This is a genomic window from Vibrio sp. 10N.261.55.C5 (genome assembly GCF_041470505.1).
In the GTDB taxonomy this organism is placed as follows: domain Bacteria; phylum Pseudomonadota; class Gammaproteobacteria; order Enterobacterales; family Vibrionaceae; genus Vibrio; species Vibrio crassostreae_C.
This window is the reverse complement of record NZ_JBFRMS010000010.1, coordinates 116906-133329: the sequence shown is the minus strand read 5'-3', so window position 1 is coordinate 133329 and position 16424 is coordinate 116906. Positions and strand designations below refer to the sequence as shown.

11 protein-coding genes are annotated in these 16424 nt (G+C 43.1%); 4 read left to right on the top strand and 7 right to left on the bottom strand.

Annotated features, from left to right (window positions below; genetic code table 11):
* From AB4263_RS03345 to AB4263_RS03330, 4 genes are all read left to right on the top strand, one after another.
* Nucleotides 1–1356: an FUSC family protein gene (locus tag AB4263_RS03345; protein ID WP_372097500.1), complete on the top strand. Its 1356-nt coding sequence runs from the start codon at nt 1–3 to the stop codon at nt 1354–1356.
* A 326-nt stretch (nt 1357–1682) separates the two neighbouring features.
* Nucleotides 1683–3341: a hypothetical protein gene (locus AB4263_RS03340; protein WP_372097498.1), complete on the top strand. Its 1659-nt coding sequence runs from the start codon at nt 1683–1685 to the stop codon at nt 3339–3341.
* Between the two features lie 213 nt (nt 3342–3554).
* Nucleotides 3555–5663, top strand: coding sequence for a carboxylesterase family protein (locus AB4263_RS03335; RefSeq protein WP_372097496.1), 2109 nt, complete (start codon nt 3555–3557; stop codon nt 5661–5663).
* A 67-nt stretch (nt 5664–5730) separates the two neighbouring features.
* Entirely contained in the window at nt 5731–7188 is a 1458-nt protein-coding gene (locus AB4263_RS03330) for a phospholipase D family protein (RefSeq protein ID WP_372097494.1), read from the top strand.
* A 101-nt stretch (nt 7189–7289) separates the two neighbouring features.
* Here AB4263_RS03330 and AB4263_RS03325 read toward each other — a convergent pair whose 3' ends face one another.
* The 7 genes from AB4263_RS03325 to AB4263_RS03295 all read right to left on the bottom strand — a co-directional run bounded on the left by AB4263_RS03325 (nt 7290) and on the right by AB4263_RS03295 (nt 16399).
* The gene (locus AB4263_RS03325) at nt 7290–8054 is read right to left on the bottom strand and encodes an aspartate/glutamate racemase family protein (protein WP_372097492.1); all 765 of its coding nucleotides are present in this window, start codon (nt 8052–8054) and stop codon (nt 7290–7292) included.
* 228 nt (nt 8055–8282) lie between these two features.
* Entirely contained in the window at nt 8283–10001 is a 1719-nt protein-coding gene (locus tag AB4263_RS03320) for an autotransporter assembly complex family protein (RefSeq protein WP_372097535.1), read from the bottom strand.
* A 213-nt stretch (nt 10002–10214) separates the two neighbouring features.
* The gene (locus AB4263_RS03315; protein ID WP_372097490.1) at nt 10215–11504 is read right to left on the bottom strand and encodes a DEAD/DEAH box helicase; all 1290 of its coding nucleotides are present in this window, start codon (nt 11502–11504) and stop codon (nt 10215–10217) included.
* 143 nt (nt 11505–11647) lie between these two features.
* Nucleotides 11648–12388, bottom strand: a complete 741-nt coding sequence (locus tag AB4263_RS03310; protein ID WP_372097488.1) for a DUF1223 domain-containing protein — start codon at nt 12386–12388, stop codon at nt 11648–11650.
* Nucleotides 12389–12581: 193 nt separating this feature from the next.
* Nucleotides 12582–12770 carry a hypothetical protein gene (locus AB4263_RS03305; protein ID WP_017059812.1) on the bottom strand — a complete coding sequence of 63 codons (189 nt, stop codon included), beginning with the start codon at nt 12768–12770 and terminating at the stop codon, nt 12582–12584.
* A 313-nt stretch (nt 12771–13083) separates the two neighbouring features.
* Nucleotides 13084–14085: a TerC/Alx family metal homeostasis membrane protein gene (locus tag AB4263_RS03300; protein ID WP_017059813.1), complete on the bottom strand. Its 1002-nt coding sequence runs from the start codon at nt 14083–14085 to the stop codon at nt 13084–13086.
* A gap of 574 nt (nt 14086–14659) precedes the next feature.
* Nucleotides 14660–16399, bottom strand: coding sequence for a bifunctional UDP-sugar hydrolase/5'-nucleotidase (locus tag AB4263_RS03295; RefSeq protein WP_017072165.1), 1740 nt, complete (start codon nt 16397–16399; stop codon nt 14660–14662).
* Nucleotides 16400–16424: the final 25 nt, after the last annotated feature.

Below are 16424 nucleotides of genomic sequence, written 5' to 3'. Positions count from 1 at the left end.
ATGTTCACTGCATCGACTAAAGACGCGATTAAAGTCGCACTCTCTATCGTTATCGCAATCTGCCTAGCGTTGTGGTTTGGTTGGGAAAAACCGTATTGGGCTGCGATAGCCGTCGCAGTGATGGCATTGAACGAGAGCTTCGCCCATTCAATAAACAAAGGCCATAACCGGTTAATGGGAACCTTGTTAGGGACCGGTTATGCCTTTTTCCTCATTGCGATGTTTTCACAAGATCGATTTTTGTTTCTAACATTTCTTACCGTGTTCTTAGGCACTTGTATTTTCATGTCTAGTGACGAGAAATACGGCTACATCTTTTCAATAGGATTTACCGTGTGTTCGATTGTTGCTTGTATGGGCGGGTTTGATAACCAAACCACCTTTCACTTTGCTGTACTTAGACTTCAAGAAACACTATTAGGTGTTGTTGTGTTCTCTATTGTGTATCGCATCGTGTGGCCTGTGAATACTGAACTCAACTTTGTACAACGTTTCGAAACCAGTAAACAAGCGTTGTTAGATGCGATGGAAAAAACAGACAACATCGACATTGCCGCACTTGAAAGCAACACCGCGAATATTGATAAGCTGTATCAACTTTTAGATCTGCCACTGACCGGAAGCTACCACCTTAAAGAGAACATCCAAACATGGCGCTTGCGTATCGATGAAATGGCACATATCCAAGATACATTACTCAAACAAAGTAACAGCGAATCAGACTTAGATATCCAATGGGCAGTTCTTACTCACAACTTGAAGACGTTCGATGTATTAACACCAGAACAATCTCTTGTTGAGGGTGAACTCAATGTCATAGGTGATCATAAAGACGTGTCTTGGCATCATGCACATCGCACGTTTGTTGAACATTTGAATGAAGATGGGCGCAAAGTGCTGCAAGGCGTGTCGATGTTTATCACATCGCTGTTGGTTTGGATTTATCTTCCAGTTCCAGGTGGTTTCATATTTCCTATGTTAGCCGGTGTATTCTCTTCTATGGTGCCGACCATGCCACCAAGCGTTATTAAGGACGCTTTTTATGGTGTGTTGGGTACAGGGTCGGTGGTTCTGTTGCAATACATCTTTGTGATGCCATTAATGACAGAACTATGGGAGCTGGGACTATTTTACTTCCTTAACATTATGGTGATATGGAAAGTGTTCGCGACACCTAAGCTCATGGTACACCGAATATTGGGTATTAACTTATTAGTTGTTCTCACATCTGGTGCGCTCAACCTCACACCTGTTTATGGAATTGAAACGCCACTTTTGATGCTCGTAAACATTTTGATTATTCTGATGATAGCGAAGTTGTTTACTGATCTATTTAGAGTGAGGGTAGCTGCTTAGAACTAAATGCGCTTAACAACTCACAACAAAACGGTCTGCCAAGTATTTTTACTTCACAGGCCGTTTTTTTATCTATTGAAAATCATTATAAATCAATTGATTAATGCTAATTATTACTAAGTGAGGATAGCGTCCATCAAAAGCGATTAACGCGATCTGCCACCTCCTATTAAAATCCTCTCATTGATTGACGCAATGCATTTTTAGTCGCGACATTCACACTAGCAATCCTAACGGATAAATACATAACAACTGAACACGACGTTCAGTATTACATCGACTGTTTGAGTCTCGAAGGTTTGAGGCCACTCAGCGTGGAAACCGTCATGAGTTTTTTTGAAATACGCACCAGCGCCTGTAAGACCCATACTCTTTCTGTGTTAGCGAGCGCCCTATTACTTACCACCCCCAATTTTGCGTCTGCGGCAGAAACCAAGACTTACAGCGAAGTTATGGAAAAAGGTCGAGCACTATTTGACAAATATGGCATCAGTCATGATTTACCAAAGCTAGCAATCAGTTCGCTCGTACAGGGCGAACACCTAGTTGAACACGTACATCGAACCATACAAATTGGCGATGAGGTTCGTGACTCAAGCGTCTATCTGATAAAAAACACAGACAGCAAAGGCAACATCGACCTGCGCATCAAATACAACCCGCAAGAGCTGGATGAAAACGAAAAACTGGTCGATGAAATTGAAGAGTTTACGCGCACTGAGTATCGACTAAGAAATTATGCAGAAAGCTTCGATCCATCGTCAGTGAAAGTCAATGAAAAAGACAACGGCGACGTGACCATTAGCTTCAACTATTCGAGATACGGCTTACCACAAGACATCGCCTATTTCCGTTTCTTGAATGTTGATATTGAACTTGTAGGCGGCACACCAAAACGCATGGTAATCACCAACGACAAGCCATTTAATCTTGGTAAGTCAAAAGTCGATACCTATTACCAAGTGATTGATTTCCAAACGTTAGACTCTGGTAAAGTCGTTATTGAACGTAAGACAATTAACATCGAGGGTACGTCTAAAACGAAACCGATGACCATGAGCGCTGTAACTGAACCCGTCGCAATTTATGAAGACGACAACGGCGTTAATGTCCTGCATGAAGAGCGTCTAAAAGAAGTTTCAGATCCTCGTATGCAAGAAGCGAGTGTTAAGTTAGATCGAGTATTCCCTTTAATGGGTGACATGGTGCGTCGTCAAGGTATCGATTTGCCATTACCATTCGGTGTTTCAGTTGCTTATCGCAATCAAGACATGAACCTTCCTATGACCGATTACGTGATTGGCGGTGTGCGCTTGAATGACCTGTTCGACCCTGAAGATAGCGTTGCAACGGTTAAAGCAGAAAGTCTTTCAATACGTGGTGATGTGAATATTCTGCCGTTCTGGAATGTATTCGGATATGTAGGAAAGGTAAACGTTGACGCGAATGTTGATGCCTCTTACACCGGCGCTGCGGGAGAATATCTACAAGATAAACTCAATAACAAACTACCTGGTCTAGGTGACAAACTGTGCGAGGGCGTATCAGCACTGTGTAACAGTGGGCGTTTAAATGTACCACTGCATCTCGAATATGACTTACGCGGTGCGGGTACAACACTATCTGTTGGTTACAAAGAGTTCTTTGCATCACTGACCGGCACCTATTCACAAACCCGTCTGAAAGGGATGGATGATTGGGGTGACGGCATTGTCACGATTCAGCCAATGTTGGGCTACCAATTAGTTGATTATCGCGCTCAATTCTTCGTTGGTGCTGAATACCAAGGTTTAGATTCACGTATGCAAGGTACTGTAAAGACAGACGATATTGAGTTTGATTACGACGTTGGTGTCGACATTAACCAGTGGGCATTTTTAACCGGAGTCAACAAACAGATTGGCAAGCACTACAACATGACCCTGTTGTACAACAAAGGTGAAACTCGCTCGGCTGTGACATTGAACCTTGGCTATCGCTTCTAACGGTCAAACCATAGCTCTATTGTGAATATAGATTCGTTAGAGCGATATTTTCATACGAGCCTCTGAAGCTCAGTCGTCCAGCAAGATGACAACTCAAATATATGCCATGTCGATGCTCCATAGATGGAGCGCAATACCCAATGGAACTGCAGGATTGTCGATACAAGTGCGTTTGATCGTAACTATACCGAATATTATTGTGGAAAATTAAATATGAATATTGCATACCGCTCACTTATCGCATTGTCTATTGCTACTGCCCTTATAGGCTGTGGCGACGATAGCCAACCAACGGTTCCTTTCCCTGATAAACCTGAACCTTTAATTCCAGCACCTTCAGAAACCTTTACCACTCAAATCGGCGATGTGATGGTTACTGCGACCAAAGAAGAGCTGGTTATAACTTCGAATACCGAAGACGACAAACTGGCTTCTGTTGAATCTTTCAAAGGGATTCAATATGCCGAGGCTCAGCGCTTCGAGCACAGTGAGGTTGTAAGCCTTGTTGAAGGTACTTTGGATGCGACTCAGTTTGGTTATGCTTGTCCTCAACTAAAAACGACATCACAAACACAAGACGAGAACTGCCTTAACCTCAATATCTGGCGTCCAGCAGGCGTTGATTCTGATGCAGAACTACCGGTTTATGTATTCATCCACGGTGGTGACTTTGAATATGGCACTGGTGCTGAGCCTCTGATTCAAGGCGATAATGTTGTGGCTCAAGGTGCTAGTGAAGGTAATCCTTTTATCTATGTGTCGTTTAACTACCGTTTGGGTCTTTTGGGCACAATGTGGGTAGACGACGAACAAGGCGGTAATTTCGGCATCGGTGATCAAAAACGTGCGCTTCAATGGGTGAACGAGAACATCTCTAAATTTGGCGGTAAGGCTGAGGATGTCACTTTGATGGGACAAGGATCAGGTGCGATGTCTGTGGGTATTCTTCAACAAACTGATAGTGAGGAAAATATTGTTACGAAAGAAACATATTTTCAAAACGCCATTATGCAAAGTAACCCCTATGGTTTCGAGTATAAAAGCTATGAAACGGCAAAAGATTATACAAGAACCATATGTGCAGAAAACGACAACTGCTTGAAAATTGAAGATCTAAAAGACTCTGTTCAGTTTGATATCAATGACATTAAACAAATTCAAGCGAAGCTAACTTCACCCGTGAACAAACTTGTTGATTGGCTAACTAGGGGAACATTCTCAAAGCTTTCAATTATACCGGGAATCGACCCTATTCAATCAGACGCATCACCAATGGCCAGTTTGATGCCTTTCGCGCCTTACATTGATAGTTACATTGAGGAAAAATGTTTAGGTGATATATGTATACCTGTAACGACCGGTGGATACCATGTAAAGACACAGCCTGCAAAAAACGCGTTGGTTGTACCTACAGTGCTAGGGAAAAACGCTAAGGACGCAGAGACTATGACAATGCTTCCTAGCTTAACATTTTTGATTGCGCCGGCTCTTGAACTAGCTTCAAACATGGAACAGGAAGGTGAGCTAGACATAACGTTACTACAAACTCAACTCGACCAAATATTGAGCCTGCATAGTCACGATTCATTGCTTAAAGAATTACAAGCAAATAATGCGTTCGCTGAAGAACTCGACTTAGGCACAATTATAGATTTATTAAGTAAATTAGGACTGATTCCTAACTCGGCTTATTCAGCAATCACCCATTTATTTTTTGGGTTAGAAAATACAAGTGAAACTGGTAATTTGATTTCATTTACTGACTATCAAGCCTTTAACGAAACTGAGTTAAGTAACGCAACAGGAAATATGAAACGCTTTAAGCGTCTTATGAATGACATGCTTTATGCAGGTCCCAATCGCAATATGGCAATAAAAAGCGTTGGAAATGCTTCCGCTTTGTACAGCTTTGATTACAGTCCGAGTTTTAATGTTTGGAGTTACGAAAAGAATGAAGATGGTTCTATTCCCGATATCGGGGGGATGATTAAGACTATTGCTTGCCTATACGGTGCTTGTAATGCTTCGGAGCTTCCGTTCGTGTTTAACAAAGCATATAAATTGGATGGGACTGATGTACGTCCAACAACCAAAGACAAAGCTCTTATGAATGAAATGTCACGTGTATGGTTCAACAAAGCGCTGTTCAATAATGAATACGATTCTTCTATTGATAACGTACTAGTCATTTCAAAAGATGGAGACCTAAACTACGAACTAGATTGGGATCGTACATTTAACCAAAGCGAAGATGCACAACTATACCCAGGTCGCTTGACCGGACTTGAAGATAAGAAATTGCTTCAACACTACATTAAGTAACGTCAACATAAAACAGTGGCCAGTTATACGGCCACTGTCATTTCTATACTCCACGCGGAACCCCATTATGAACTTCACACGTCTTCATGCGTTGATGGTGTTGCTTTTGTCGATCTTAGTTACTGGCTGCGCCCAACCTTACCCCGATGTTGAACCTGACTTCGAAGCTAACTGGCAAAGCACAGAACATCAAGCCGAAGTCTATTTGATCCCGAGTGCGCCTGAAGCCTTTGCGCGCCGCATTGATCTGGTTCGCCAAGCAAAACACTCGATTGATATGACTTACTTCTCTTGGGAAAACGACACTCTGGGTCTGATGCTGTTAAACGAGCTGAAACACGCCGCTGACCGCGATGTGGCCGTGCGCCTCACACTGGATGACTTGTTGGTATTCAATGACAAATGGCTTGCGGAGTTGGACTCACACGCCAATATTGAGATTCGACTGTTCAACCCTTTTGAGTCACGTAAAGCTGGCTGGATTGGTCGTGCGCTCAACTTCTCTACTCATCAAAAACAGTTAGATAATCGGCTGCATGAGAAATACTTTAACGTTGATCACCAATCGATGATCCTCGGTGGGCGCAACATCGGTGATGACTACTTTGGCTACAGCGAAAGTGCCAACTTCTTTGATATGGATGTGCTGTTTAAAGGCGACGTGATTGCTGCTTTCGACCGAAACTACCAAGCGTTGTGGAACAGTGAGCATGTAGTGCCAATTCAAGAACGCATTAAAATCAAAGAGAAAGAGCAATACCAAGCGTTCACCAAAGCGTTGAACAAAGGTGAAAAGAATCAAGCATTGATCACGTCTGAAGTCGAAAGGCAGATAAAGAGCTTAAACCAACCGAAGTTCATTTCAGCCTCTGTCACGCCGGTATTTGACTCACTGGAGAAACTCAATGACAACAAGCCCTACTTTCGCCAACGTATTGAACACTTGATGAAGCAAAAAGTGCCGACACCTTCTAAGGTTATTATTTCTACGCCTTATATGGTGCCAAGCGATAACAAGTTTGTATTCGTCGATGCACTTAGAGAGAGCGAAGCCGAAGTCACCTTACTGACGAATTCATCGGCTTCTAATGATTCGGGCTTTGTGCCTGCGTATTACGAAAAACACCGTGAGACTCTACTCGACAAAGGCGTAAGTATCTATGAGTACAAAAGCCAAGCGATCAATGATGATCACTACTTTCATGTTGATACCTACTACCACAACAAGACAGTAATTTTAGATGAGCGTGTCACCTATATTGGCTCTTCTAACTTCGATCCAAGATCAGACTTTCTCAACGTTGAGTTTGGGGTGTTGGTTGACAGTGAAGAGTTTGCGAAGCAAGTGACACACTACTTAACACGTCAGAAAGAGGAGTTGTTCTGGGCTGTGTCGCGAGAACAATCAGGTGACACCATCTGGGCTTCAGAGGAACAAATCCATACTAAGAACCCGAACTACAGTTCATGGAACAAGGTACCTGATTGGTTATTTCGAAAAATGAATGGCGAGTTCGAGCTTTAAGTGTTCAGCTTCGAATCTTAATTTTTAATTTTCTCCAGTCCAAATGTAAAAAAGCCGCGTAATTCGCGGCTTTCTCATGTTTCAAATACACGTATCTGAGCTTATAGACGGTAGGTCATCGCTCTTTGGGCTACGTAGTTCACCATATCAAGCGTTGTGAAGATCGAATTAACATCATTAATGTTGTAATCCACATGTCCACGCTCCACATATTGCTCAGCGAGACGGTAAATATCAACGACACGCTCAGCTACCGCTTCCATAGGATCAATAAAAGTGACTGTTGGAAATGCCGTTTCAAGTTGCTTTCTAACCAAAGGAAGTTCCGTGCATCCCCAAATAACCGTATCAACGCCCTTCTCTACGATGGATTGAATCGCTACAGCAAGCAGTGCGGCATTACGCTCAAACTCGCCCGCTTTGATCCCGTTGGTTTCTCGGATTGCTTGTCCACACTCTGTCATCTCACCGGTTACTTCACAATAGATAGCACTATGCACGTTATGCTCTTGCTCAAAGGAATCTGGCTTAACGAACACCAGATTCGCGTCCGTTAGGTAACGATCATAGATTCCCGAATTGTATGTGCCGTTGGTACATAAAATACCAACAACAGATTCAGAGTTCTGCTCTTTGATTTGATCAACGGTGGTTTGAAGCATGTCGACGATATAAACGTTGGTGTGCTTTTGAACCTCAGGTCTAAAGTAATGAGCGGTGTTACAGGTCATTACGCCAAACTGAACATTGGCATGTTCTAAAATGCACGCTGACTCAATCAGTTCAGGCACAGGATCGGTACCGCCTTCGTTAATCACTTCAGATCGATCGGGGATATCTGAGTTTTTCACCACTATCATGGCCATGTGGTCTTAGTCTTTAAGTGCGCCGTGTTCAATTTCTTTCTTGGCGACGATATCTTGGAACAGAGCATCTGCTTCAGGGCCCATATTACCAAATACACCGAATCGTAGCTTTTTCATTGTTTTTACCTTTGTGTTTGCTAAAGCACAAAGGTTATTACGCTCTTTCGATTTACTTGAATCCTATTAGATGGTTCGCATCCTCGCGAGTGCATAAACAGCGTACAAAAATCAGAATTGAGTACCAAAGGAAAAATGAATACGAAATTCGTCGCCTTCAGGCGCATCTAAGCCGTAAGCAAAATCGAGCTTAACTGGCATTAACTGTGAGTTCCAAATCAAACTCACGCCCGTCCCACGCTTCCAATCCGCTTGTTGATCAAATGCATCACCCACATCAAGAAATGCGCCCAACCAAATTGAACGATAGACTTGATGCTGATATTCGAGCCCAGCAGTTAACATATAACGTGCCCCCGTTAGTTCACCATTCTCGTCTCTAGGGGAAATAGATTCGTAACCATAACCTCGCAGGTTTCCATCGCCACCAGCAAAATACCGCAGTGACGACGGCACATCAGATAATGATTTGGCAATGTTGATGCCTACGTTGGAGCGGAAATGGAGCTTCTGCCTGTCACTAATATCCCATGAAAGGACACTGTTTCCTTCCAACCGCAACAGCCTTGAGTCAGAGAACAGACTAGGGTCAGAATACTCGACAGAATAGATGTGTCGATGATTGAGCTCCAACTGATCATTTTTACGATCAACCTGAGAAAAACTGATGCCAGGTAACAGCAATTGCGATTGCTCTTCCTCAGACGCCTGACGGTACTGTTCGTGCAAGTATTTGACATAAATGGTGCTTTGCCAATCACTGTCTAATTGCCAGTAACGTTCGAACTTAAGATCGTTTGTAAAGCTATTGGTGTCTCGATGATCAATTCGTTTCGATTCAAACTGAATACCAAAGTAATCCGTTGTGACTTTCTCTGTGGGGATTTTGTACCCCAACTGAAGTGATTGCTCCTGTTCAGACAAATATGTCTGTGTTTCAAAGCTGTGGCCTCTCCGGTTATACCAAGGCTTTGACCAACTGAGAGAGGCGCGTAAACCGAGATCTGTAGAATAGCCGCTACCGACCTGCACGATATTTCGAGAACTTGGCTCGGCAATGATTTCAATTGGAACTTCTAGGTTGTCATCAAGTTTGTCAAAGTCACCATGTACGATGACACTTCGAAACCATTGAGTGTCTGACAAATCAGATTGCAGTTCACCTAACTTGATGGTGTCAAAGTCATCACCTTTTTTAAAGGTGGGTATTTTCTCGATACGAGTAGGGTCAACCCCATCATCAGGAATGCTTATAGAACCGAACTTGTAGCGTGGACCACTTGCAAAATACAAGTGTATATTCGCGATGTTCTCGCTAGGAATAACTTCAATCTTTGACTCGATAAACCTGCCGTCAAAATAACCTTTCCGCTTTGCTAAAGAGAAAATCGCACGCTTAGTTTGGTCGTATTCTTGGTGAGACAAAGTTAAACCTGAGCCTAACTTGCTTTGATTGAGTATATTGATGAACTCCGCATCTAGGCTAGCTTCACCTGTTATTTTTACTATCGATTCTGCGATGCGCATGACAGGACCAGAATCGATGTTAATGATCACGTTATCAGAATCATTGAGGTCGATATCGAGCTGTGGGTGATAATAACCATAAGGGTTGAGTGCATCTTGAATACGTTTAGATAGCTTCGTTTTCGATAGCTGTGATGCAGGAACATCGGCTAAAGGTTCTAAATATAATTCTACATTTTCGGTGAGAGTTTTATTAACCCCTTTAACCTCAAATTCAGCAGCACTAGAAGAGTGTTGGGTAAACAGGAAAAATGAAGTGGCCAGCACTAATTGTTTAATCGAGGTCTTCACGCGGTTACCCAATTGCTCAAAACCCGAACAGGTTATAAGCAAAGCGTTAAATCGCTGAATCTCTTATGTAGGACGCTATCCTTCGAACGGATTATCGGGTTGTTTAACACCGCAACAGTCGTTTATTAACGACTCAAATCCCAGCCCTACAGACACAAAAAAGCGCAATTAAGCACCTTTTGAATGTCTATTACTTATTGATTTATATGGCTTGCTGACTCAAGATCAGTTGTTGTTCAGCCACACATCTTGGTTTTTTGGAGCTTTCTTCTTCTTTTTCTTCTTGCCAGTACCGGCCGGTGGCGCAACAGGTTTTAGTGCTGCGATCAGTTCAGCTGTCGCTTCTTCATCCACTTCAAAGCCTTCAATTTGCTCACGCTCAAGACGAATCTTGTTCTTCTTCTCGATGATTTTGAAGTGGTGGTAATCTTCGTGATCGATCAGAGATAACGCAAGACCAACTTCACCTGCACGACCACTTCGGCCGATACGGTGCATGTAGTCTGACGGGCTACGCGGTAAGTCAAAGTTGATTACCACTGGAAGCTTCTCAATATCCAGACCACGTGCCGCGATGTCTGTCGCGATCAGAACGTCAATCTCGCCAGATTTGAAATCTTCTAGGATACGAGTACGTGAACCTTGCCCTTTATCGCCGTGGAATACTTCTGCGATGATACCGCGCTTGTAAAGCTTGTCTGCTAGGTGCTCACAGCTGTTCTTCGCATTAACGAAGATCAGAGCTTGGCGCCATTCATGTTGTTGAATTAGGTGTGCGAGTAACGCTGTCTTGCGACCTTTTTCTACTTCGAATACACGTTGAACCAGTGTGCTCGCATTGGCACTTTGAAGTTGAACTTCAATTGGATCGCTTAGAAGTTCGTGAGTCAGCGTTTTAACTTGCTCTGGGAAAGTTGCAGAGAACAACAAGGTTTGTTTTTTGCTCGGCAAGAGCTTCAAGATTGCATCAAGTTCTTCGGTAAAACCTAGGCTTAGCATTCGGTCAGCTTCATCAAGCACTAACGTTTTCACTTTGTCTAACTTGATAGCGTTGCTTGAAATAAGGTCAAGCAGACGACCCGGTGTTGCCACCAAGATATCAGTGCCGCCACGTAGCGCTTGCATCTGAGTGTTTACCGATACACCACCAAATACACAAACCGTTTTGATCGCACCATTGAAGTGTACTGCGTAAGACTTAACGCTGTCAGCCACTTGCTTAGCAAGTTCACGTGTAGGCACCAAGATAAGACCAGACACAAAGTTACCTTTGCCTGCTCTGCGGTCTAAAGGCGCATCTTCATGGATTTGTTGTAACAGCGGCAGTGCAAATGCTGCAGTTTTACCTGAACCCGTATTTGCACCTGCAATTAGGTCGCGTCCTGCTAACACACTTGGAATAACTTGCGCTTGGATAGGCGTTGGCTGTTGGTATTCAAGCTCTGTTAAACGAGCCATCAAAGGAGAGATTAAGCCAAGATCAGAGAAGTTGGTTGGTGTTGTGGTGTTAGTCATTAATTGCAGGAACTCAAAGCTAAAATAATAGCGCGCTATATTAACGTATTTCAGCAGTATTACGTAACTAAATCGCCCCTTTCTCCCGTGTTTCAGCGATTAAGCCCCTCTAAAACACATCCAGATATCAAGTTATCGCAAATTTAGTTAAGCCAGCCCGCTACCGTTTGCTCTGGCGTGTACGAGTTGAGCTCAGTTAACCACACGGCTACAGCATCTGGCGTGGCGACTAACGGGGAGAAGTCGATATTGAATTGCCATTTGAATTCACCACGTTGATAGCCGTCGTAAACCACGACAAAATCGTGCTCAAGTTTTTTACCTCTGTTCTCGCCCGCTTTAACGCTGGTGACTTCGTTCATCGCCAACAAGGCTATATGAGCAACATAATCCCCTTTGCCTTCGTAACTTACGCTGAACGTATCACCTTTGTGATTGACCGTTAGCTTGGGGTTATTTTGTTGTTTAAGCGAAGGCAAGGTTCTGTCTAACCAGTTAAAGTAACCACGCCACTCTTTTCCATCGACGATAAAGCCCGGCGTGTAAACCCCACTTGTTACGCCATAAGCTTTATACAGTCGTTGCTTCTGACTGAACGCCTTGCTCGCGAACTTATCTCCCCACCCTAGGTAATCCCAATAATCGACGTGATAGGCGAGCGGAATGACTTGTGTCCAAAGTTTAGGGTGGTCTTCAAAAGTACTAAGGTAGGCATCAGCAGGTGGACAACTTGAACAACCTTCAGAGGTGAAGAGCTCGATAACCTGTGCGGGCTGGCCTTCATTACTCCAGGTTTGTGCAAGCGACACTGAGGAATAGAAGCCGATCGGTAAGGCAAATAAACAAAGTTTAATCAATGATGAATTGCGTTTGGCGTGTGACATACCGAGATCCTTGTACAAAGCGAATTTACTGGCGCTCAAATACAGACCGTTATGCCTAAGTATTTCTTTCAGGTGATGAGTTTCTTTCAGGTGCTTAGTTTACGAAGAGATTGAGTTTATTTCAGATACAAAAACGCCAGCTTTAGAAGCTGGCGTTTTCTTAAAATTCTATATTTACATGTTAACGCTGAGATTAACGGTTAATACCGATATCGCGTTGCATGTGACCAGATAGGTCGCTTGCGTAGTAACTACGTGGAGAGTTGTCTACGAAAAGAATATCGAAAATGTGTGCAATCAATCCTTTGAAGTTAACCGAGTAGGTTTTCTTATCCATAGAGTTAGGAACAGCGATAGTATTCATTTGTACTGCTTGAGCCATGATTGCCTCTCTATAAATTTATTAATGTGTTTCGTTCTGATGACAAGAATAATAGGTGATTTTTTGCAGGTTAAAAAATGACTAAAATTAGATTTTGGGATTAGTTTTTCTAATAAAACAAACCATTAACAATACCACAAAATAGATATGCAGATTATGTGAGTACAAATTCAATATAGTGTTTAAATCATGCATTTAGTACAAATACCCCGCAAACAAAAGTGGCCAATGTCACAGAAAATTTACATAAATAAATTTTCCACTTCATCAGCCACGTGTTCATTATCGACTTTTCGATAAGTTATATTTGTTTTTAATTTACTTGTTCAATGCCTGGCTTCTTCGCATAAACCGACGCTATAACCGCAATCGTCATCGTAGAAACCAATACCGCCAATGACCAGTAAGTTGGGATAGCCCACTCGCTATCAACCAGAAGCATTTTCACACCAATGAACACCATGATGAATGAAAGCGCGGGTTTCAAATAGATGAACTTGTCCATCATACCTTGCAGTACAAAATACAACGAGCGAAGACCAAGTAACGCAAACACGTTAGCCGCAAGTACCAAGAACGGTTCTTGTGTTACCGCAAAGATCGCAGGGATAGAGTCTAATGCAAACATCACGTCCATGACTGCGATCGCACCGATGACCAACATCATTGGAGTGAATGCCCATTTAGCACCCTGTTTAACCATTAATGCAGGGCCATGGAAGTCCTCTGTTACCGGCATCACTTTACGAAGTAGCTTTTCAGGCAGAGTATTCACACTCTCCTCTTCGCCCTTGTCTAAGGCCAGCTTAATACCTGTACCAATCAAGAACGCAGCGAACACGTAAAGCACCCAGTGATATTCCGCCAATAGCTGTGCGCCTAGTGCGATCATAATTGCACGAAGCACCAATGCACCAATTACGCCCCAAAGAAGCGCACGAGGTCTTAGATGCTCAGGAACTTGGTATTGAGCAAAGATCATCGCAAAAACAAACAAGTTGTCTACGCTAAGGGATTTTTCTAACAAGTAACCCGTAATGAATGACACGGTTGCTTTTTGCGCTGTGTAGTCACTGTTCGGCGCATAAATGTCCCAAAATAGGTAAATCGAGCCAGCAAACAAAAACGCAAGTACAAACCAGAAAACACTCCAGATTGCCGCTTTCTTGATAGTAACGTTACCGCCACGAGTCTGATAGATATCAATAGAGACGAGAATAACCGTTAGCAGGAAAAAGCCCGCATAAGTCGTCATGATTGGCGATGAAAAAAAGGATTCACTATTTGTAGATAATAGAGATTGAGTTGAGTTCATTATTCCTCCGGGCGGAAGAACTGTACAAAGACCTTCCGCAAACAAAGCATATCAAGCTCCATTACGGATCTTGACTGTGATTGCGTTGGTCTCGTTGAAGTGAAATATGGGATTTCACTTTTACATACCGGATAGACTCTTGGCCTAACGAGATGACGATATGTAAACTTGCGCTAACTACTCCCCAAACGCGTGGATAATAATCCTCTGGTTGTGTTTCGTCTATATAAATTTGCACGGAAAAAGCAAAAAAGGAGCAAACGCTCCTTTCTGATTGATGCCACTTTGTCAAATAAACACGCGAATTGATTCTAAGAATAAATTCGCAAGTCAAACACACTATTGCACTGCGTAATGAAGTTGCAAAAAGAGCAATTTACAGCCCTGCGGCAGGTATTAAATACACTAACGCTGACCAAACTGATACCCAACCGACAACCGCTACCGCATCTAACCAATCTTTCTTATCCATGCATATCTCCACAAGAAGGCGACCTGCAGAGATAAAGCATAAACAATGCCAATTTTATAAATAACCCAAAGTAATAGTGTTAAATATCAGTATCAGCTTTAGTTATCTAAAACACTCCATACAATTCAACGGTTCATTGAGTTGAAGCGACTCTGGGTGGTCTTGCAGAAACTCGATGAAGCAGTCTGCCATAGAGTCAGTGGTGACCGTGCCATCACCGATCATATCCAACACAGCGTTATAGCCCTCTTTGCCTTTCATTGTATAGGCTGACGACGCGCCCCGGTAAATACGGTTGCGAGAAACAGCTTGCCAACCTGAATCATCAGAGTGAATTTCTAGATGGTGAATCCTGTGTCCTATAGGCGCTTCTTTGTGGTAACAAAACCTCAAATTATGTGTATAAGGAAAGCTACCTGAACCTGTGCCCACGACACCATTATCAATCGCGTTATTGATTGCACCTTCAAGCATGCAAGCGATCGTTTCACCTTTTACTTCATACACACCAATAGGTACGGCAAACGGTAGTAGTTTTCCGGCAATATCGGCAACAGAGACATCGCCGCTGTTCAGTGAATTTCTTACACCACCGGCGTTGTGAATGGCAAAGTCAACCTGATGCCCTTTCTTGTTCATTAGATGGTGAAATGATTGAGCAACCAAGGGGGCTAGTTGACTCGGGCCTTTAGCATCTGGAATACGTACATGGCGAAGTTTAGTGTCTGCATGAGCAATCACTTGTTGCTGAAGCTTTCGAACTCGCGGCTGGTATTTATCCGTCAGAATGCTCTGCAGCTCAGGATCTTTCTTACACACTGCAATATTAGGGTGATTGTTTAAAAACTCACACGCCATATCGTGGGCATCGTCTTGCCCTACTTCACTCAGTTTCGCGTCTATAAAGAGTCGACGGCCTAATAACAGTTCGTTTTTACCATTGAAGTGCGTCACTTTGCCTTGAGAATCGAACTCGATTTCGCAGTGTCCTAAGCTCATGGCGTGGAAACCCGCTTGCACAACATAGGTATCGCCAATTTTCACACCGTATTCATCATCTTTAACTAAGCCGATATCAGAGAAATCACCTTGTAAGCGATGACTATGACCACCAACGATGACACCAATACCTGTTACGTTGGCTGCTAACTCTAAATCAGCTTCGTAACCAAGATGGCTAAGTAACACAATCTTGTTGATACCTGCTTGATGGATTTGCTCAATGGTCCCTTTTGCTGTTTCCAAAGCATTTTCAAACGGTGTATCGATATCTGGGTTAGCGATGCCTGCCATCTTGTCGATGCTTAAGCCGAATATTGCGACCTTCTCGCCATCAAACTCTTTCGTTATAAAAGAAGCACTTCGTGTTTCAGGCAGATAAGGCTTAACAATGTCGTTGTCCGCTAGCGTATGAGTTTTATTGATATCCTCATTCGATAGATTCCAGTTACCGGCCAACAGCGGGAATTTGATTCTTTTCGCGAAAATCGCAACGGGCTCATTACCCATGTCTAACTCGTGATTACCGAGCGTCATGGCATCTATATTAAGGGCATTCAACAAATCGGCATTGGCTTTTCCCTTGAATAAGGAAAAGTACAACGTGCCTTGGAAGCAGTCACCAGCGTGCAAGAACAAGGTTCCAACCTTCTGACGCTGGGCATCTTGTTCTATTTGTTTGAAGCGTGTTGAAATTCGAGCAAAGCCACCAGCACTGACATAAGGTTCAATGATGTGGTTGTTCATTTTAAGTGATAGCTGTAACGAGGTTGGTTCAAAGTATGAGTGGGTGTCGTTGATGTGTGCCAACACTATTTTTGTCGGCTTATTCTTTTTAGTCATATTTTCTTCTCTCTTTGTCCCTTCA